22 protein-coding genes and 1 pseudogene are annotated in these 18,858 nt (G+C 69.9%); 17 read left to right on the top strand and 6 right to left on the bottom strand.

Annotated features, from left to right (window positions below; all coding sequences use genetic code 11):
- Positions 1-88: 88 nt before the first annotated feature.
- Complete coding sequence (locus KHU32_RS19565) at positions 89-652, bottom strand: outer membrane protein assembly factor BamE (RefSeq protein WP_213671851.1); 564 nt, start codon at positions 650-652, stop codon at positions 89-91.
- A gap of 71 nt (positions 653-723) precedes the next feature.
- Here KHU32_RS19565 and KHU32_RS19560 point away from each other — a divergent pair, with 71 nt between their 5' ends.
- From KHU32_RS19560 to KHU32_RS19540, 5 genes are all read left to right on the top strand, one after another.
- Positions 724-1,254, top strand: coding sequence for a ubiquinol-cytochrome C chaperone family protein (locus KHU32_RS19560; RefSeq protein ID WP_213671850.1), 531 nt, complete (start codon positions 724-726; stop codon positions 1,252-1,254).
- On the top strand, positions 1,251-1,742 hold the full coding sequence (locus KHU32_RS19555) for a YceD family protein (protein WP_213671849.1): 492 nt from the start codon (positions 1,251-1,253) through the stop codon (positions 1,740-1,742). The genes KHU32_RS19560 and KHU32_RS19555 overlap by 4 nt, the downstream gene beginning before the upstream one ends.
- Positions 1,743-1,860: 118 nt before the next feature.
- Entirely contained in the window at positions 1,861-2,061 is a 201-nt protein-coding gene (rpmF, locus tag KHU32_RS19550; protein ID WP_213671848.1) for a 50S ribosomal protein L32, read from the top strand.
- 33 nt (positions 2,062-2,094) lie between these two features.
- A complete protein-coding gene (gene plsX, locus KHU32_RS19545; protein WP_213671847.1) occupies positions 2,095-3,174 on the top strand; it encodes a phosphate acyltransferase PlsX in 1,080 nt (359 codons plus the stop codon).
- 6 nt (positions 3,175-3,180) lie between these two features.
- A complete protein-coding gene (locus KHU32_RS19540; protein WP_213671846.1) occupies positions 3,181-4,134 on the top strand; it encodes a beta-ketoacyl-ACP synthase III in 954 nt (317 codons plus the stop codon).
- A 47-nt stretch (positions 4,135-4,181) separates the two neighbouring features.
- On the opposite strand, the gene KHU32_RS19535 is transcribed toward KHU32_RS19540, so the two are convergent.
- Positions 4,182-4,952: an SGNH/GDSL hydrolase family protein gene (locus tag KHU32_RS19535; protein ID WP_213671845.1), complete on the bottom strand. Its 771-nt coding sequence runs from the start codon at positions 4,950-4,952 to the stop codon at positions 4,182-4,184.
- Positions 4,953-5,120: 168 nt separating this feature from the next.
- Between KHU32_RS19535 and KHU32_RS19530 the strand changes: the two genes are divergently transcribed.
- From KHU32_RS19530 to KHU32_RS19520, 3 genes are read left to right on the top strand one after another with little or no spacing between them, the layout of a single operon-like run.
- Positions 5,121-6,434 carry a GDSL-type esterase/lipase family protein gene (locus KHU32_RS19530; RefSeq protein ID WP_213671844.1) on the top strand — a complete coding sequence of 438 codons (1,314 nt, stop codon included), beginning with the start codon at positions 5,121-5,123 and terminating at the stop codon, positions 6,432-6,434.
- Between the two features lie 3 nt (positions 6,435-6,437).
- Entirely contained in the window at positions 6,438-7,820 is a 1,383-nt protein-coding gene (locus tag KHU32_RS19525) for an MBOAT family O-acyltransferase (protein ID WP_213671843.1), read from the top strand.
- Between the two features lie 10 nt (positions 7,821-7,830).
- Positions 7,831-8,130: a hypothetical protein gene (locus tag KHU32_RS19520; protein WP_213671842.1), complete on the top strand. Its 300-nt coding sequence runs from the start codon at positions 7,831-7,833 to the stop codon at positions 8,128-8,130.
- Between the two features lies 1 nt (position 8,131).
- Here KHU32_RS19520 and KHU32_RS19515 read toward each other — a convergent pair whose 3' ends face one another.
- Positions 8,132-8,749 (bottom strand): SGNH/GDSL hydrolase family protein, encoded by a 618-nt coding sequence (locus KHU32_RS19515; protein ID WP_213671841.1) that lies wholly within the window; start codon positions 8,747-8,749, stop codon positions 8,132-8,134.
- Positions 8,750-8,948: 199 nt separating this feature from the next.
- On the opposite strand from KHU32_RS19515, the gene KHU32_RS19510 reads away from it, so the two are divergent.
- Together KHU32_RS19510 and KHU32_RS19505 are read left to right on the top strand one after the other, a co-directional pair.
- On the top strand, positions 8,949-9,287 hold the full coding sequence (locus KHU32_RS19510; protein ID WP_213671840.1) for an integration host factor subunit alpha: 339 nt from the start codon (positions 8,949-8,951) through the stop codon (positions 9,285-9,287).
- A pseudogene (locus KHU32_RS19505) lies at positions 9,284-9,562 on the top strand (MerR family transcriptional regulator); the annotation flags it as partial. The gene KHU32_RS19510 and the pseudogene KHU32_RS19505, both read left to right, overlap by 4 nt.
- A gap of 123 nt (positions 9,563-9,685) precedes the next feature.
- On the opposite strand, the gene KHU32_RS19500 reads toward KHU32_RS19505, so the two are convergent.
- A complete protein-coding gene (locus tag KHU32_RS19500) occupies positions 9,686-10,210 on the bottom strand; it encodes an adenine phosphoribosyltransferase (RefSeq protein WP_213671838.1) in 525 nt (174 codons plus the stop codon).
- Between the two features lie 138 nt (positions 10,211-10,348).
- Here KHU32_RS19500 and KHU32_RS19495 point away from each other — a divergent pair, with 138 nt between their 5' ends.
- On the top strand, positions 10,349-10,543 hold the full coding sequence (locus tag KHU32_RS19495) for a DUF2842 domain-containing protein (RefSeq protein WP_213671837.1): 195 nt from the start codon (positions 10,349-10,351) through the stop codon (positions 10,541-10,543).
- Here KHU32_RS19495 and KHU32_RS19490 read toward each other — a convergent pair.
- Together KHU32_RS19490 and KHU32_RS19485 are read right to left on the bottom strand one after the other, a co-directional pair.
- Entirely contained in the window at positions 10,515-10,745 is a 231-nt protein-coding gene (locus KHU32_RS19490) for a hypothetical protein (RefSeq protein WP_213671836.1), read from the bottom strand. The two genes, KHU32_RS19495 and KHU32_RS19490, sit on opposite strands and share 29 nt — an antisense overlap.
- Positions 10,746-10,827: 82 nt before the next feature.
- The gene (locus KHU32_RS19485; protein ID WP_213671835.1) at positions 10,828-11,190 is read right to left on the bottom strand and encodes a hypothetical protein; all 363 of its coding nucleotides are present in this window, start codon (positions 11,188-11,190) and stop codon (positions 10,828-10,830) included.
- A 309-nt stretch (positions 11,191-11,499) separates the two neighbouring features.
- Here KHU32_RS19485 and KHU32_RS19480 point away from each other — a divergent pair, with 309 nt between their 5' ends.
- The 6 genes from KHU32_RS19480 (at position 11,500) to fusA (ending at position 18,835) form a co-directional block, all read left to right on the top strand.
- Positions 11,500-12,603: an extracellular solute-binding protein gene (locus tag KHU32_RS19480; protein WP_213671834.1), complete on the top strand. Its 1,104-nt coding sequence runs from the start codon at positions 11,500-11,502 to the stop codon at positions 12,601-12,603.
- Positions 12,600-13,598 (top strand): ABC transporter ATP-binding protein, encoded by a 999-nt coding sequence (locus KHU32_RS19475; protein ID WP_213671833.1) that lies wholly within the window; start codon positions 12,600-12,602, stop codon positions 13,596-13,598. The genes KHU32_RS19480 and KHU32_RS19475 overlap by 4 nt, the downstream gene beginning before the upstream one ends.
- Positions 13,595-14,431, top strand: coding sequence for an ABC transporter permease (locus tag KHU32_RS19470; RefSeq protein WP_213671832.1), 837 nt, complete (start codon positions 13,595-13,597; stop codon positions 14,429-14,431). The genes KHU32_RS19475 and KHU32_RS19470 overlap by 4 nt, the downstream gene beginning before the upstream one ends.
- A complete protein-coding gene (locus KHU32_RS19465; RefSeq protein ID WP_213671831.1) occupies positions 14,428-15,204 on the top strand; it encodes an ABC transporter permease in 777 nt (258 codons plus the stop codon). Before KHU32_RS19470 ends, KHU32_RS19465 begins: the two co-directional genes overlap by 4 nt.
- A gap of 66 nt (positions 15,205-15,270) precedes the next feature.
- The gene (locus KHU32_RS19460; protein WP_213671830.1) at positions 15,271-16,473 is read left to right on the top strand and encodes a pyridoxal phosphate-dependent aminotransferase; all 1,203 of its coding nucleotides are present in this window, start codon (positions 15,271-15,273) and stop codon (positions 16,471-16,473) included.
- A gap of 280 nt (positions 16,474-16,753) precedes the next feature.
- Entirely contained in the window at positions 16,754-18,835 is a 2,082-nt protein-coding gene (gene fusA / locus KHU32_RS19455) for an elongation factor G (RefSeq protein ID WP_213671829.1), read from the top strand.
- Positions 18,836-18,858: the final 23 nt, after the last annotated feature.

The raw sequence follows: 18,858 nt of genomic DNA, 5'->3' as shown, positions 1-18,858 counted from the left end.
GGAGACTTCTTCCCGCGAATTACGGGGAGAAACCTCCAGTCTGACGCAAAAACGGCGAAAATCAATCCGCGTGGCGATGAAGAGGCGGTTACCGCCCCGTGTTCGGCGTCGGCCCGCCCGTCGGGACGATGTCGCCGCCGGCCCCGCCCATCGGGCCGGAGTTGAAGCGGCCGATATTGCCGAACAGCGCCTGGAGGATCGAGCGGTCGTTGCCGGGGGTCGGCGTCTCGCGGCTCACGAAGCTCACCCGCGGCATGTCGCCCTCGCCGATCTCGCGGACGCCGGTGACGGTGCCCTCGGGGCCGAAGTTGACGGCCACGACCCGTTCGTCGCGCACGGCCAGGGTCCGGCCGGGGCGCAGCTGCGTCGAGCTGCTGAAATAATACCAGCTGTCATCCGTGAAGGTGCTGGTCTGGCTGGGGCTGCCCAGCAGCGCCTGCACGTCGGAGCGCGTCGTCACGCCCGGCGTGATCTGCTGGATCTGCTCTTCCGACACCGCATGGCCTCGCGGCACGATGGGCGTGGAGAAGATGTTGCGCGGCCGCTCTGGCGCGGGCGGCAGGTAGGCGCAGCCGGCCAGCGCCGGCGCAGCCAGGAGCAGCGCGGCCATCAGGGGCTTGCGGATGTTGACCGGGGCGGGTTGTCGGGCCATGTGCCGGATTAACGACACCCGGCCGTCGCGGTCAATGCGCGCCTCGGCCGCACTTCCAGGAAGCTGACATCATGGGCCTCTTCGGCCTCTTCCGCCGACCGCGCCACGAAAGGTCCGGCTTCATGCTCTATGGAGTCGCGGTGGCCGCGGCCCGGGAGCCCGATTTCTACGCCGAGCTCGGCGTGCCCGACACCGCGGCAGGCCGTTTCGAGCTGGTGGCCCTTCACGTCGCCCTGCTGATTCGCCGCCTGCGCGGCGAAGGCACCAAGGTCGGCGACGCGTTGGCGCAGGCGGTCTTCGACGCCATGTTCTCCGACATGGACCTCAATCTCCGTGAGATGGGCATCGGGGACATGACCGTCGGCAAGCGGGTGAAGATGCTCTGGGAAGGCTTTCATGGCCGTGCCCAGGCCTATGCCGAGGCGATCGCCGCCGGCGACGAGGCCGGGCTCGCGGCCGCGCTGGCGCGCAATGTCTGGGTCCGGGAGGACGCGCCGGAAGGTTCGGCCGAGGCACTCGCCGCCCAGGCCCTGCGAATCGACGGCGTGCTGGCCGGCCAGGCCCTGGCCGAACTGCTTCAGGGGAGGGTGCATTTCGCATGAATCCGGAATTCAGCCGCCGACTGGCCCTGGCCCATGTGCCGGCGGAGGGCGTGGCGATGCGGCTAGAGGCCGCGGCAAGCGATCGCGAGGCACTGTCCCGGCGGCTCGGCCTGCTGGCCCTGCACGTGCTGCAGGCCGACCTTCGCCTCATCCCGGACGAGGAGGGGGCCATCCTGGTCACCGGCCGCCTGACGGCCGAGCTGGAGCAGGAATGCGGGGTCACCCTGGTTCCCGTCCATCAGTCGGTCGCGGAGGAGGTGGCCTGGCGCCTGCTGCCCGAGGGTGTGGAGCCCTCCGACGGCGAGGACGATCCGGACGACATCGAGAGCGAGCAGGGCGTCGCCGATCTGGGCGAGGCCCTGGCCCAGCAGCTGTCCCTGGCGATCGATCCCTATCCCCGCGCGCCCGGTGCCGCCCTCCCCGAAGGGGTGGACGACCGGGAGACGCATGGCCCCTTTGCTGCCCTGTTGAAGCTTCGTCGTCCCTGACGGTTGCGTGCGGGGGAGAATGGGTGCTAAGCGCCCCCCTCTCTGCCGCTGCATGCCCGCCGCGGTGGCTCCCGCTTGGGCAGTCCGCCCCCCAGAATCGAGTTGAAAGGCTGGCTCCATGGCCGTCCCTAAGAAGAAAGTCTCGCCCTCTCGCATGGGCATGCGCCGCAGCCATCACGCGGTCGCCAAGGAGGCGCACCTGGAGTGCTCCAACTGCGGCGAGCTGAAGCGCCCGCATCACGTCTGCTCCTCCTGCGGTCACTACGACGGCCGTGAGGTTGCGGCCGCTGACGCGCTGAAGGGCGTGGTCCGCGCCTAACGTGACCGGCAGGGGGGCGCCTCGTAGGTGAACATGGCGGCGCCAGCCGAAGGAAGCCTGCGAAGGTTCTCCCTTGCCATCGACGCGATGGGGGGAGACCACGCGCCGGACAGTGTCCTGGACGGGCTGGAGCTCGCCGCCGAGCGGCATCCCCAGGCGCAGTTCCTGCTGTTCGGTGACGAGGCACGACTTCGCGACGCGCTGGCCCGCCGGCCGCGCGCTGCGAAGATCTGCGTCCTGCGCCACGCGCCGGACGCCATTCCCGGCGACATGAAGCCGACCCAGGCCCTGCGCCAGGGCCGCAAATCCTCCATGCGCATGGCCATCGACGCGGTGGCCTCGGGCGAGGCCTCCGGCGTCGTCTCCGCCGGCAATACCGGCGCGCTCATGGCGCTCGCCAAGATCGTCATCAAGACGATGCCCGAGATCAGCCGGCCCGCGCTGGCCGCCATCGCGCCCTCGCTGCGCGGCGACGTGGTCATGCTGGACCTCGGCGCCAATGTGCAGTGCGACGCCCGGAACCTCGTCGAATTCACCATCATGGGCGACGCCTTCGCGCGCGCCGTGCTCGGCCTGCCCAGCCCCACCATCGGCCTGCTCAACGTCGGCTCCGAGGAGCTGAAGGGCGACGATCGCGTGCGCGAGGCGGCCGAGGTGCTGCGCGGCCATGCCGGGCTGAATTTCCACGGCTTCGTTGAGGGGCACGACATCTCCGCCGGCACCGTCGACGTCGTGGTGACGGACGGCTTCACCGGCAATGTCGCGCTCAAGACCGGCGAGGGCGTCTACAAGCTGATGCGCGAGCTGCTGAAGCAGGTCTTCACCTCCAGCATCCCGGCCCGCATGGGCTACCTCCTCGCGCGCCCGGCCCTTGAGCGGCTGCGCGAATGGATGGACCCGCGCCGCTATAACGGTGCTATTCTCCTTGGCCTCAACGGCGTGGTCGTGAAGTCGCATGGCGGCACCGACGCGACCGGCTTCGCCCATGCGGTGGATGTGGCCATGGACATGGTGACGCACGGCTTCACGCAGACGATCCGCGAGAGCCTTTCGCAGCTCGCGGCCGCTTCGTCGCCCGTGGCCATTCCCCCGATCGTCGCTCAACAGGACTGACCAGCCTTGTCCCTTCGTTCCGTGATCGCCGGCTGCGGCGGCCATCTTCCGTCCAACGTGCTGGACAATGCGGCCTTGGCCGCGAAGTTCGGTCTGGACACGAGCGACGAATGGATCCGGGAGCGCAGCGGCATCTGCCAGCGCCACCTCGCCGGCCCTGACGACACCGCGACCTCGCTGGGCGCCGAGGCGGCCCGCCGGGCCCTGGCTCAGGCCGGCATCGATCCCTCCGAGGTCGACGGCATCATCTGCGCCACCTCCACGCCGGACAACGCCTTCCCCTCGACGGGCGCGCATATCCAGGCGGCGCTGGGCGTGAAGAAGGGCTTCGCCTTCGACGTCTCGGCCGCCTGCACGGGCTTCATCTATGCCCTCTCCGTCGGCGATGCGATGATCCGCGCGGGCCAGGCCCGCTGCGTGCTGGTCATCGGCGCCGAGGTCTATTCCCGTATCCTCGACTGGTCCGACCGCTCGACCTGCGTCCTCTTCGGGGACGGCGCGGGGGCGGTGGTGCTGCGGGCCGAGGACGAGCCGGGCGATCGCGGCGTGCTTTCCACCCATCTGCATGCGGATGGCAGCCAGGCCGGCATTCTCTATGTCGAGGGCACGACCGGCCCGCTGAAGATGGCGGGCAACCTCGTCTTCCGGCAGGCGGTCAACAAGCTCTCCGCCGTGGTGGACGAGGCCCTGGCCGCGAACAAGGTCGAGAAGGCCGATGTGAAGTGGCTGGTGCCGCACCAGGCGAATATCCGCATCATCGATGCGATGGGCCGCAAGCTCGGCCTCTCCCCCGACCGCGTCGTCAAGACGGTGGACCGGCACGCCAATACCTCGGCCGCCTCCGTGCCGCTGGCGCTGGCCGAGGCGGTGGGCGACGGGCGCATCCGCCCGGGTGACCTCGTGCTGCTCGAGGCCATCGGTGGCGGCCTGACCTGGGGCGCCGCGCTCGTCCGCTTCTGAGCGGCGGCGCGGCCATTCGACCAGAGACTGGTTAGCGGTCCGCCACGTCAGGCGACGCTGAGGCCGCCCAACCCTGGAGCCAGCTCCGGGAAGAAATGATCGACCTCGTTGAAGAAGAGCGACGCGATCCGCCGGTATCCCCAATCCGTGAAGTGAACGCCGTCCTCCGCGCGGAAGGTGCGCGGCCCGCGCTCGAGCGTGACGCTCGGCGTGAAGCGGCCCTCGGGGTCGCTCGTCGCGTCCCAGGTCGGGATCCAGGCGCCGCCGGCGATGGTCACCGCATCATGCTGGATTTCGTTGAGCTGCCGCGCGGCGCCGGCGAATTGCGCGTTGCGCATATTGGGCAGGCCGAACCAGACCACGCGCGCGCCGGAGGCGAGGGCCGGCTCCACCATCTCGGTGACGCGACGACCATAGGCCTCGGCGAAGCCTGCGGTGCCGAAGGCGAATCGGAGCCGCTGCTCGCGCACGACGAGCGGGCGGAAGTCGTTGGCGCCGATCCAGTAGACGACGAGGTTGGGACGATGGCGCGCCACGAGGTCGCGCGCGGCGGTGGGCCAGTCGTGCTCGTCGCTGCGCGTGACGCCGGTGGCATGCAGCGTTCCGTTGACGGCCCGCACGCCCTCGCGCCGGCGGAGGATGCCGTTGAGCGAGAGGAACATGCCCTGCGCCAGCGAATCGCCGCAGAAAAGGATCCGCACCTGATCGGGCGGCGTGCGGGCATCGCCGGCTGGGGTGGGGGCAGGTGCGGGCGGGGCGGCGGTCTGCGCGGTGGCGGGGCCGGAAAGGGCCGCTCCCGACAGCGGGAGGAGTGTCAAAGCACTCCGGAGAAGACGTCGGCGACAGGTCACGAAATCATCAATACCGACGGCCACGCCGCGTTCTCCGAGGGGACAGACCAGCAGGGGCCAGCTATATCACGGGCATGGCCATGATGAAGTGCCGAGCCCGATGAAATGCTGAAGCGCCGAGGTTTTTTCTCTGTCATGGGCGTCGGCCTCGCCGGCTGCCAGGGCGGTGCCTCCATCCCCCGCGGAGCAGGCGATCTGCCGCCCGGGCGGGATCCGATCTTCGTCGCGGAGACGGGGCCCGATCCATCGATGGCATCGGTCCTGCCGGCCAGCACGGGGGGCGATTCCTTCGCGCCGCTGGGGGCTGCGCTGCGCGGCATCGAGCGCGGGAATCGCGAGGCGCGGGCGCTGGTGACGATCATGGGGGACAGCCATTCCGCCGGCCCCGTGATGGTCGAGCATCTGCGCGGCCTCTTCCAGTCGCGCTTCGGGGCGGCGGGCGTCGGGCGGCTCGCGCCGGGCAAGGCGCAGCGCTTCTTCAATCCTTCCTATGTCACGCTCGGCCAGTCCGGCGAATGGACGGCGCGCAGCGCGCTGCGCTCCTCCTCGCCCGGGCCCTTCGGCATCACGGGCTACCGTCTCAGCGGATCGGGCGCGGGCGATACCGTGACCCTGCGCTCCAACGAGGCCGAGGGCTTCGACCGTGTTCACCTGGCCATGCTCGCCGGGCCCGAGGCCGGCAGCTTCCGGCTGCGGGTGGACGACAACTGGATCGGCCCCGCGACGCTGAAGTCGTCGAGGCCGGAGTTCCGGCCGATGCTCCTGGACGTGCCGGCCGGCAGCCGCGAGATCGCGCTGGAGCTCACCGGCGACGGCGTGGTGGAGATGCTGGGCTGGGGCATCGAGCGCCGGACCCGCGGCGTCATGGTCGAGGCCTTCGGCATCAACGGCGCCACGCTGTCCTCGCTGGAGAATCGCGATCCCGAGATCATGCGCCGGGAGCTCGTGGCCCGGCCGCCGGCGCTGCTCGTGCTGGAATTCGGCACCAACGAGGCGACCGACCCGGATTTCGACGGCGACGCCTATGCGGCGGCGCTCACGCAGCAAATCCAGCGCCTGCGACAGATCCTGCCCCGCAGCGGCATCATGCTGATGGGCGTGCCCGATGCCGCCCGGCCGGTCCGCCTGCCGCCGATCCGCCGCGGCCGGCGCCTCGTGGAGCAGCGCCAGCCGATCGGCTGCGCCGCCGCCCGGCCCCTGGTCTCCATCTCGCAGGTCCGTGCCGTGCAGCGCGCCGTGGCCCAGAGCCAGCGGGTCGCCTTCTTCGACTGGAGCGCCGAGGTGACGCACAGCCCTTGCCGCCTGCAGGCCCTCGCGAGCGGCGAGGCGCCGCTCATGCGCGGCGACTTCGTGCATTTCACGCCGGACGGCTACCGTCTCACCGCCGAGAAGCTCTACGCGCATATCCTGCACGGCGCCGGCCTCCGCCCCCAGCGATCGAACGCCTGACCGGTGCTTTTCCCGACCGGTATCTTCGCGCTCTTCTTCGCGGTCGTTTTCCTGGGGCATTGGACGCTGGTGCGCGTCCGGCCGTCGCTCGACCGCTGGTTCCTGCTGGGGGCGAACCTCGCCTTCTACGCCTTCTGGAGCGTGGAGTTCTGCGCGGCGCTGATCGCCGTCGGGCTTTGGACCTGGGGGGTGGGGCTGATCTCGGCGAAGGGGAGATCGCGCGTCGCGCTCTGGATCGGCGTCGCCGGCACGCTCGGCTGGCTCTTCTACTTCAAGTACGCGAATTTCTTCCTGCAGGAGATCGTCGCCCGGCTCGGCTTTCCCGCACCGATCCTCGATGTGGTGCTGCCCGTCGGCATCTCCTTCTACTGCTTCCAGGCCATCTCCTACATGGTCGACGTCCATGACGGCGATGCGGAGGTGGAGACCAACCCGCTGAACGTGCTGGTCTACCTGACCTTCTTCCCGCATCTCGCGGCCGGGCCGATCGTGCGGGCCGCGCACTTCCTGCCGCAGCTGCGGGTGCCGCCGGATCGCTACCGCATTCCCGTCGCGATGGCGGGGATCCTCATCCTGGGCGGGCTGCTCAAGAAGATGGTGATCGCGAACGAGCTCGCGACCGGCATCGTCGATCCCGTCTTCCGCGATCCCACGGCCTATGGCGCCTGGGACATCGTGCTGGCCTGCTACGGCTATACGATCCAGATCTTCTGCGACTTCTCGGCCTATTCCGACATGGCGATCGGCTTCGCGGCGCTGCTCGGCTTCCACTTCCCGAAGAACTTCGACCAGCCCTTCCGCGCCGTCTCGCTCTCCGAGTTCTGGCGGCGCTGGCACATCTCGCTCTCCACCTGGCTGCGCGACTACCTCTATATCCGCACGCTCGGCGGCAACCGCGGCAGCGAGGCGCGCACGCGCTTCAACCTGATGGCCACCATGGTCCTCGGCGGCATCTGGCACGGCGCCAACTGGACCTTCCTCCTCTGGGGCGCGATCCATGGGGCGGCCCTGGCGGTGGAGCGTGCACTGGGCGGCCGCGCCCGGCCGGTGGGCAAGGGCGCGATATTGCTGCGCTGGCTGATCACCTTCCACGTGGTGATGCTGGCCTTCGTCCTGTTCCGCGCGCCGGATCTCGGCACCGTCGCGGCGCTGGCGGCGGGCCTGGTGGACGGGCTGCCGAGCGAGGCCGTCACCTGGCGCCTCGCGGCGCTGGCCGCGCTCGGCCTCGCGATCCACTTCCTGCCGCCCGACCTGCGCGAGCGGATCGAGGACCGGCTGCGGCCGCTGCCGGCGCCGGTCCTGGGCGCGGCGCTGGGCCTCGCCTTGCTGGCGATCCTGCTGGCCGGGCCCGAGGGCGTGGCGCCCTTCATCTACTTCCAGTTCTGAGGGGGAGAGGATGCAGCAACCCTGGCTCAACCCTCCCGGCACGGAGCCTTCGCGCCGCGCGCCGGACGACTTCTCGCCCGCCACGGCCACCATGCCCTGGCGCGGGGCGCTGCTGGCGCTGGTGCTGGTCTGGCTGATCCTGCTGGCGGGCCGGTCGGAAGCGATCGTGGACGCCGCCTATGGTCTGCCGGTCCTGCCCGGGACGGAGGCGCTGATCGCCGTCGCCGAGGGCTGGAACGACGCCCTTTCCGCCATCGGCCTCCCGCAGGCGCTGAAGGCCGTCAGGGAAGTGCTGGCGACGGGACGCTAAATCAGGCGCCGCTGACCGGGTAGCGCCCGAGGATCTGCGTAAGGCCGGTCCACCAGGCCTGATAGGCCGTCCCGGTCGCCGGATGGATGCCGTCGCGCGAGGGGAAGCTGCAGCGCATTTGCCGGCCGGAATTGATGGCGGGAAGGTCGCGCAGCTGGTCGGAAGCCTGCCGCTGCGCCTGTGCCAGCGCGCGGTCCAGCGCCACGCTGCCACGCTCCAGCACGCTGTCCTGCGAGAAGCAGCCAGGCGTGGCCCAGATCACCTGCTCCGCGTTCCAGCGCGCCATGATCTCGGCGATCCGGGTGGGATAGGCCTGCACCTCGGCCGCGCTCATGCCGCGCAGATCGTTGGTGCCGAAGACCAGGACCAGCCGCCGGGCGCAGCGCGGCTCCTGGGCGCGGAGCCAGTTGAGGGCGGCGCCACCCTGGGCAATGACCTCGAAGCCGAGCGCCTGGGCATAGGGGCCCATGCCGACGGCGAGGCTGTCGCCGAGGAGAATGTCCGGGCAGCTGGTCTCGGCGGAGACGGCGGCGGGCGTGGCGGCGGCCGGGGTGGCGACAAAGGCCAGCGCCAGGGAGGCGAAGAGGGAAGCGGCGAGATTCCGGCGGAGCGGGATCATGGCGGTCGTGACTCCTTCCTGGGGCCTGCCGCTTCCTTGGCAGGGCCCTGGTGAATGATCGGTGAAGGACTAGGCTCACCGGGGAGGGGCGAAGGCCGGGCGCACCGCCCGCCATCCGCCGATTGCGAAACAAGGTTGACGTGAGGGCCGCTTACCGGCTTTCCTGCCGCTTCAAGCACTTGCAGGGTTGAGTGACGCCATGGAGACGTTGACGCGCTCGGGACTCGCCGAAGCCATCTATGTGGCGGTGGGGCTGTCCCGCAACGAATCGGCCGCCCTGCTGGAGGCGGTGCTCGAACGCGTCGCCACCGTGCTGGAAACGGGTGATTCCGTGAAGATTTCCGGGTTCGGCACCTTTCTCATTCGGCAGAAGGGAGAGCGGATCGGCCGCAATCCCAAGACGGGCGTTGAAGTCCCCATTCTCCCGCGTCGCGTGCTGACCTTCCGGCCCAGCCAGGTGCTCAAGGCACGAATCAACGGCGACAGTCTGCCTGCCACCGAGCCGAAGGCCGAGGGCATGAAGGCTCGCGGCGCGTGAGTGGGTCGCCTGATCTAGAGGATCGGCCCCGGCTGCGCAAATCGGCCCAGGCCTTCCGCACCATCAGCGAGGCGGCGGACCAGCTCAACGTGCCCCAGCACGTCCTTCGATTCTGGGAGACGAAGTTCCCGCAGCTGAAGCCGCTGAAGCGCGGTGGCGGGCGGCGCTACTACCGCCCGGAGGATCTCGCCCTCCTGAAGCGGATATCCGACCTGCTCTACACGCAGGGTTACACGATCAAGGGCGTGCAGCGCCTGCTGGGCGAGGGCGAGCCGGAGCAGCAGATGGGGGAAGCCCCGCCGGAGAATGCGCTGGCGGAGGTCCTGGCCGAGCTCGAGGCGATTGCCGAGGAGATGCGGCACCTCTGAGTTGGGGCGGCTCGCGCCGCCCCGATGGGCTCAGTCGTTGTAGGCGAGCAGCGTCTCGGTCGGGACGTCCAGGCGCTTGCGGCCCTCAAGGAAGGAGAGCTCGATCAGCGCCGCCACGGCCGGCACGACGGCGCCCGCCTGCTTCAGCAGCGCCACGCCCGCCGCCATCGTCCCGCCGGTGGCCAGCAGGTCGTCCAGCAGCACCACGCGCTGGCCGGGCGCCACGGCGTCCGCCTGCATCTCGATGCGGTCGGTGCCGTACTCGAGCGCGTAGTCGTAGCCCACGGTGGGGCCCGGCAGCTTGCGGGGCTTGCGCAGCATGATGAAGCCGAGGCCGAGCTCGAGGGCGAGGGGGGCCGCGAGCAGGAAGCCGCGGCTCTCGATTCCCGCCAGCAGGTCGGGCTTGTAGGGCGTCACGCGGGCGGCCATGGCCGCCATCGCCGCCTTCCAGGCGGGGCCGTGCCGGAGCAGAGTGGAGATGTCGTAGAAGAGGATCCCCGGCTTCGGGAAATCCGGAATGCCACGGATGTGGCCCTTGAGTTCTTGCTCGGTCACGGCTTTCTTCGCATGGAGGGGGCGGCGCGGAGGCGCCGAGGCATGGTCCCGCGCGGAAACTAGCGCCGGCCCTCAATCATCCGCAAGGTTCCCCCGCGCGGTGCCCGTGAAGTTTCTCGAAAAGGTTCTGTCATTACCATGTCACGAGGCAAGATCGCGCTGCTCGCCGGTATCGTTGGTTTCATCGTCTATATCGCGGTCGTTGTGGCGGTGGGCGATTTTTTTGTGAATCTGCACTGGACGATACAGGTCGTTTATTACGCGCTTACTGGGTTTATCTGGGTATTTCCTGCGATCCGGCTGATCAAGTGGGGCGCGCGGGCGCCTCGCTGAGAGCGGGCGCCGCGCGCCCGGGACCTATTCGTCCGCGATCCGCAGCGCCGGCGGCGATTGTGACCGTGCCGCTGCGCGTCACCGCGACGGGCGTGGCCAGCGCCGACCAGGTGAGCGCATTCCCGCCCGAGGGCACGTCGAAGAGGCCGGCGGCGGCGCCACCGCCGGTGCCGAGCTTGAGATAGACGGCACCCGGCAGCATGGGCGAACGCCCCACAGCGCGCGGGCGAGGATATTCCCGGCATGATCGGTGAGGGAGCTCATGGAGGATTCCTTCTGCTGGTTCAGGCGGTCGCCGTGACGGGCGGCGCGGGGGTCTTCTGGCCCGGGCAGGACAAGGTCTTCGCGGCGGGCCAGGGCAGGGAATCGGCCCGCGCGGCGACGGGAAGGGCGAGGAGCGCGCCCGCCACCAGCGGCGTGAGCAGGAGGCTGGCGAAGGTCGCGCCCGCCGTCTGGACCAGGCGCAGCGTCTGGCTGGGGCTTACGGTCAGGGCGAGAGGCGTCACCGCGCCATCGAACGCGAAGCCCGTGCCGAGGGCGGCCTGGCCGCGCACCGGCAGCAGGCTCAGGGCGTCGGAGGCCTCCACGATCATCACATCGCCCGCGCGCAGCCTTCCGGTGGCGGGAGCGAAATAGCCATCGGCCATGATCGCCGCCTTCGGATCCGCGCTCCGGTAGTGCCCAGAGGTTGAATCGCGCGGACTGGATGCGCGGCATGAGGTCGGTCGCGAGGGAGGGCATGGGCATGCGTCTCCTGGGGCCGCGGAAGGCGGCCAGAATGGGAAAAGCGAAGCTGGGGAGGGGGCGGCGAGGCGCCGGGCGCAATACGCCCCTTGGCCCGGCTTCTCTAAAAGAACAAAATAAGAACTTCAAGAAGAAACCGCCGGGCCACGGCGATATTGTGAAACCGGCCGTCCTGCCGCATAGCCGGGAGGCCCCGGCTCCGGAGACTCCCCATGCGCCGTCTGCTGCTGAGCCTCGCGCTCCTGCTCGCCCCCGCCGCCTTCGTGCCGCCTGCGCGCGCGCAGGCCCAGCCCGTGCTGAACATCTACAACTGGGCCGACTACATCGACTCCGCAGCCATCGAGCGCTTCCAGCGCGAGACGGGCATCCGCGTCCGCTACGACGTCTACGACACGCTGGAGACGCTCGAAGGAAAGCTCTCCGCCGGGCGTTCGGGCTACGACATCGTGGTCCCGACCAGCGAGCCCGCCTTCAACCGCCTGGTGCGGACCGGCGCGCTCCGTCCGCTCGACCGCGCGCTGCTGCCCAACTTCGCCAATCTCGACCCGGCGATGATGGCCCGCGTCGCCGCCGTGGATGAGGGGAACCGCCATGGCGCGATCTACCTCTGGGGCACCGTCGGCCTCGGCATGAACGCGGCCCGCATCCGCGAGGTCGCGCCCGACGCGCCCCTGGACAGCCTGGAGCTGCTGCTGAACCCCGAGCATGCGCGCCGCATCGCGCGCTGCGGCATCGCCGTGATGGACAGCGCGATCGACGTGCTGCCCTCCGTGCTCCGCCATGTCGGCGCCGATCCGGACAGCACGGCATCGGCCGATCTCGACCGGGCGCAGCGCGCGCTGCTGGCGATCCGGCCCCATCTGCGCTCGATCCCTTCGCCGCCCGCCATCATCGACGCGCTGGCGCAGGGCGAGATCTGCCTCGCTTTCTCCTATTCCGGCGACGTGATCCAGGCGATGGGCCGGGCGCGGGCGGCCGGGCGGTCGCACGAGGTGAGCTACGTGATGCCGCGCGAGGGCGCGCAGCTCTGGTTCGACATGCTGGCCATCCCGGCGGATGCGCCCAACCCCGCGGCCGCGCATGCCTTCATCAACTTCCTGCTGCAGCCCGACGTCATGGCCGGGATCACCCGCCAGGTGCGCTTCCCGAACGCGGTGCCCGCCTCGCGCGCGCTGCTGCCGCCCGAGATGCGGGACGATCCGATCCTCTTCCCCGACCCGGCCGTGCTGGCGCGCGGCTTCGTGGCGGGGACGCCGGCCCAGGCCGGCGAGCGGGCGCGGTCGCGCCTCTGGGCGCGCTTCAAGGCCGGCCGGTGAGCCTACTCGCCCTGGAAGGGGTGACCCGGCGCTTCGGCGCGGTCGCCGCGCTGGACAACCTCTCGCTGGAGATCGGCGCGGGCGAGTTCTTCGCCCTGCTCGGCGGCTCCGGCTCGGGCAAGTCCACGCTGCTGCGCGTCGTGGCGGGTTTCGAGCCCCCGGATGCCGGGCGCGTGCTGCTGCGCGGCGCCGATATCACGCGCGACCCGCCGCCGGCGCGCGACGTCGCGATGATGTTCCAGTCCTACGCGCTGTTCCCGCATCTCAGCGTCGCCGACAACATCGCCTATGGGCTGCGGCGCGCGGGCGAGGGCAGGGCGGCCATCGCGGCCCGGGTGGCGGAGCTGGTGGCGCTGGTCGGCCTCGCGGGCATGGAGGCGCGCCGGCCGCGCCAGCTCTCGGGCGGGCAGCAACAGCGTGTGGCGCTGGCCCGCGCGCTGGCGCGCCGCCCCTCGCTGATCCTGCTGGACGAGCCGCTGGGCGCGCTCGATTCCGGCCTGCGCGAGCGCACGGGGCTGGAGCTGCGCGCGCTGCAGCGGCGCCTCGGTGCGAGTTTCGTGATGGTGACGCATGACCAGGCCGAGGCGCTGGCCCTGGCCGATCGCGTGGCGGTGCTGGAACAGGGCCGCATTGCCCAGGTGGCCGCGCCCCGCGAGCTCTACGAGCGGCCGGCGACGCGCTCCATCGCGCGTTTCCTGGGGGCGGCGAATGTCATCGAGGCCGGCACGCTGCCGCTGCGGGCCGAGACGCCGGCGCCGGCCTATGCGCTGCGGCCGGAGCGTATCCGCCGCGTGGATCATCCGCCTGAGGCCAACGGTGTCACCGCCCGCGTCGCCGACCTGGCTTTCCGCGGCGGCGACGCCGTGCTGCTCGCGCAGGTGGAGGGCGGGCCGCTGCTGCGCGTCATCCTGCCGGCCGGCGCGCCGCTGCCCGAGCCGGGGGCGAGCCTCCATCTCGCCTGGGATGCCGCGGCCCTCGCGCCGCTTGCTGCATGACGCGCGGCCTCGCCTGGCTGGCGCTGCTGGGCCTCGTCGCCACGCCCCTCGCCATCGTGATCGGCATGGGCTTCGGCACGCCCGACAGCGGGGTGCCGCCCGTCATCCCGCCGATCGGCCGCGACGGCTGGCAGGGCAGCCTGGAGGCCTGGGGGCTGATCTTCGAGGACAGCTTCTACCTCGACACCTTCCTGCGCTCGCTGCGTCTGGCCAGCGTGACGGCCGCGCTTTGCCTCGTGCTGGGCTTCGCCATGGCGATGGGCATCGCCAGCGCCCCGCCCGGCCGCCAGCCCCTGCTGCTGGCCCTGGTGCTGCTGCCCTTCTGGACGGGCTTCGTACTGCGCCTGACCGCCTGGGTCGGGCTGCTGCGCGACAATGGCTGGATCAACGGCGTGCTCATGCAGCTGGGTGTCATCGCCGAGCCCCTGCCGCTGCTCTATTCGGATGGCGCGCTGCTGCTCGGCATGGTGCATTCGTATCTTCCCTTCGCCGTGCTGCCGCTGACCGCCGCGCTGGCCAAGCGCGACCTTTCCCTGGAAGAGGCGGCGGCCGATCTCGGCGCGCGGCCGGCCACCGTCTTCGCCACCGTCACCTTGCCGCTCGCCGCCCCGGCCGCGGCGGCGGCCTTCCTGCTGGTCTTCATCCCGGCGGCGGGGGAGGTGGTGATCCCCGAGATGCTGGGCGCGCCCGATTCCATGCTCATCGGCCGCGCCATCTGGGGCGAGTTCTTCCAGACGCGCGACTGGCCGGCGGCGGCGGCGCTTTCGACGGCGCTGCTGGCCCTGCTGCTGGTGCCCATCGCCCTCTACCAGCGGCTGTCGGTGGCGAAATGAGGCGGGCGCTCCTCACCCTCGGCCTCCTCTTCCTCTGGGCGCCGGTCCTGCTGCTGGCGGCCTATGCCTTCTCGGACAGCCGCACCCCCTTCGAATGGGGCGGCTTCTCGCTGCGCTGGTTCGGCGCCCTGGCCCGCAACGAGCGCATCCTGGAGGCCGCCTGGCTCTCGCTGCGCGTGGGCATGGCGGCCGCGAGCCTCGCGACGCTGCTGGGCCTGGCGCTGGGCTGGGTCCTGGCGCGGCACGGTCCCTTCGTCGGTCGGCCGGTCTTCGGCGCCCTGGCCGGCGCGCCCCTGGTCCTGCCTGAGGTGGTGACCGGTCTCGCGCTGCTGCTGCTCTTCGTGGGCCTCCAAGCGCTGACGGGCTGGCCCTCCCAGCGCGGCGCGGTGACGGTCTGGCTCGCCCATTCGGCGCTGGGCATGGCCTATGTGGCGGTGCTGGTGCAGGCGCGGCTGGCCGCGCTCGATCCCCGGTTGGAGGAGGCCGCGGCCGACCTCGGGGCGACGTCCTTCGTCACTTTCCGCACCGTCACGCTGCCGCTGATCTGGCCGAGCCTCGCGGCCGGCTGGCTGCTGGCCTTCACGCTTTCGCTGGACGACGTGGTGGTGGCGAGCTTCGTCTCCGGGCCGGGGGCGACGACGCTGCCCGTCTACCTCTTCTCGCAGCTGCGCCTCGGCATGACGCCGGAGGCCAATGCCCTGGCCGTCGTCCTGCTGGGGTTCGCGAGCCTGGCCGGCGCCGTTGCATGGGCGATTCGCGGGCGCGCGGGTTGAACGGCGCGCGCGGTGGGCTTAGGGTCCGCCGCCGCGAAATTCCGCGTGCCTCCCGTAGGATCCGTCATGAACCTGATCGCCGAACGGCTCAACCGCATCTCCGCCTCCCAGACCATCGCGATTTCCACGAAGGCGCGCGAGCTGAAGGCAGCGGGGAAAGACGTGATCGGCCTCTCGGCCGGCGAGCCGGACTTCGAGACGCCGCAGCACATCAAGGACGCCGCCATCGCCGCCATCCAGGCCGGCGACACGCGCTACACGGACGTCGCGGGCACGCCGGCGCTGCGCCAGGCCGCCGCCGGCTACTTCAAGCGCGAGCACGGGCTGGACTACAAGCCGGAGCAGATCATCGTCTCCACCGGCGGCAAGCAGGTGATCTTCAACGCCATGCTCGCCACCCTGAACGAGGGTGACGAGGCGATCATCCCCGCCCCGTGCTGGGTCTCCTACCCGGACATCGTGGCGCTCGCCGGCGGCAAGCCCGTGATCGTCTCCGCCGGGCAGAACCAGGGCTTCAAGCTGACGCCCGAGCAGCTCGAGGCCGCGATCACGCCCAAGACCAAGTGGCTGATCCTCAACAACCCCTCGAACCCCACGGGCGCCGCCTATTCCAAGGCCGAGCTGAAGGCCCTGGCCGAGGTGCTGCTGCGCCACCCCAATGTCTGGGTCTTCACCGACGACATCTACGAGAAGCTGGTCTATGGCGGCTTCCAGGGCTCGACCATCGCCGCGGTGGAGCCGAAGCTCTACGAGCGCACGGTCACCATGAACGGCTGCTCCAAGGCCTTCGCGATGACCGGCTGGCGCATCGGCTTCGCCGGCGCGCCCCTGTCGCTGACCAAGGCGATGGACAAGCTGCAGAGCCAGTCCACCAGCAGCACCAGCTCCATCAGCCAGGCCGCCGCCGTCGCCGCGCTGAACGGCCCGCAGGAGAGCGTGGAGGCGATGCGCGTGGTCTATGAGCGCCGTCGCGACCTCGTGGTCGGCATGCTCAACGAGGCCCCGGGCATCCGCTGCATCAACCCCGAGGGCGCCTTCTACGTCTTCCCCTCGGTGAACGGCTGCCTCGGCAAGACCAGCGCCGGCGGCAAGAAGATCGAGACGGACGAGGACTTCGTGATCGCGCTGCTGGACGAGGCCGGCGTGGCCGCCGTGCACGGCTCGGCCTTCATGTTCCCCGGCCATTTCCGCATCAGCTACGCCACCAGCGACGAGCTGCTGACGGAAGCCTGCAAGCGCATCCAGAAGTTCTGCGCCGGGCTGCGCTGAACCACTTCCGCGGCCTCTTCGGAGGCCGCGGCCCCCGGGCCGGCGGAGACATCCGATCCGGCCCGCCTTGGTGCCCGCTTTCGCGATAACCTCGCCTTGCCGCGCCGTCCCGTGCTACAAGAAGCAATCCCGGGTGGGGTCGCTGGGCCGATCTGCAAGTCATGTCTTGCAAATCCGGTCTGGAGAGGGCATTTCCCCGGCACTGTACATATTTGACCGTAAGAGATGGGGCAGGCGGTGCCGAGAGGCGCTGTCCTGCCTTGCCGCATGGAGGCCTAAAGTGGCTCACGCTCCGCTCGACAAGATTCGCAATATCGGGATTACCGCGCATATCGATGCGGGGAAGACGACGACGACCGAGCGGATCCTCTACTACACCGGCAAGAGCCACAAGCTCGGCGAGGTGCATGACGGCAACACCACGACCGACTACATGGCGCAGGAGCGCGAGCGCGGAATCACGATCACCTCCGCGGCCGTGACCGCCGAGTGGAACGGCCACCGCATCAACGTCATCGACACCCCGGGCCATATCGACTTCAACATCGAGGTGAACCGCTCGCTGCGCGTGCTCGACGGCGCGGTCTTCGTCATCGAGGGCGTGGCCGGCGTGCAGCCGCAGTCCGAGACCAACTGGCGCCTGGCCGACCGCTACAACGTGCCGCGCATCATCTACGTCAACAAGCTCGACCGCACCGGCGCCGACTTCTACAAGGCCGCCGCGACGCTCACCGAGAAGCTCGGCATCAACTGGGTCGCGCTCCAGATTCCCGTCGGCATCGAGGACAACCTCCAGGGCATCGTTGACCTGGTCCAGATGAAGGCCCTGATCTGGGAGGGCGACGAGCTCGGCGCGAAGTTCAACGTCGTCGACATCCCCGCCGATCTCGCCGACAAGGCCGCCGAGTACCGCCAGAAGCTGCTCGACACCGTCGTCGGCGTCGATGAGACGGCGATGGAAGAGTATTTCGACAAGGGCGACGTCTCGATCGAGACCCTGAAGCGCTGCATCAAGAAGGGCACGATCTCGGGCGAGTTCCGCCCCGTGGTCTGCGGCTCGTCCTTCAAGAACAAGGGCGTGCAGCCCCTGCTCGACGCCGTGGTCGACTACCTGCCGAGCCCGGTCGACGTCGAGGGCATCAAGGTGGCCCCCGAGGAGGGCGAGGACGAGAACGCCGAGCGCCGCGTCATCCCCGTCAAGGCGGATGGCCCCTTCGCCGGTCTGGCCTTCAAGATCATCAACGACAAGTACGGCAACCTCACCTTCGTGCGCGTCTATTCCGGCATTCTCCGCCAGGGTGACACGGTCCTGAACACGGCCAAGGGTCACAAGGAGCGCATCGGCCGCATGTTCCAGATGCACGCCGATAAGCGTGAGGAGATCAAGGAAGTCGTCGCCGGCGACATCGCCGCCTTCGTCGGCCTGAAGGACACGCAGACGGGTGACACCCTGGCCTCGGCCGAGGATCCCGTGGTGCTCGAGCGCATGGCCTTCCCGGTCCCCGTCATCGACATCTCGGTCGAGCCGAAGACCAAGGAAGCCGTCGAGAAGATGACGCTCGGCCTGCAGAAGCTGGCCGGCGAGGATCCCTCGCTGCGCGTGAAGACCGATCAGGAGACGGGCCAGACCATCCTCTCCGGCATGGGCGAGCTGCACCTCGACATCATCGTGGACCGCCTGCGCCGCGAGTATGGCGTGGACTGCAACATCGGCGCGCCGCAGGTTGCCTATCGCGAGACGATCACCAAGCCGCACACCGAGACCTACACCCACAAGAAGCAGTCGGGCGGTTCGGGCCAGTACGCCGAGGTGAAGATCACCTTCGAGCCGATGGAGCGGAATTCGGGCATCGAGTTCGTGAACGCGATCGTCGGTGGTTCGGTGCCGAAGGAGTACATCCCGGCGGTCGACAAGGGCATCAAGGTGCAGGCCGATACGGGCGTGCTCGCTGGCTTCCCCACGGTGGACTTCAAGTTCAGCCTGGTGGACGGCAAGTACCATGACGTCGACTCGTCGGCCCTGGCCTTCGAAATCGCCGGCAAGGCCTGCTTCCGTGAGGGCATGAAGAAGGCCGGCCCGGTCATCCTCGAGCCGATCATGGACGTCGAGGTCACGACGCCGCAGGATCACGTCGGTGACGTGGTGGGCGATCTCAACCGCCGCCGTGGCGTGATCCAGAACCAGGACATGGCCGGCACCTCGGTCATCGTCCGGGCGCACGTGCCGCTGAAGGAGATGTTCGGCTACATCTCCAACCTGCGTGGCATGACGAAGGGCCGCGCGTCCTTCTCCATGCAGTTCCACCACTACGATCCCGTGCCGCGCAACGTGGCCGACGAGATCATGAAGGCCGCCGGCTGATCGCCGACGCGCCGTGAAGGGCG

The organism is Roseococcus pinisoli, from assembly GCF_018413645.1.
GTDB lineage: Bacteria > Pseudomonadota > Alphaproteobacteria > Acetobacterales > Acetobacteraceae > Roseococcus > Roseococcus pinisoli.
This window is presented reverse-complemented; position numbering and strand designations above follow the sequence as displayed.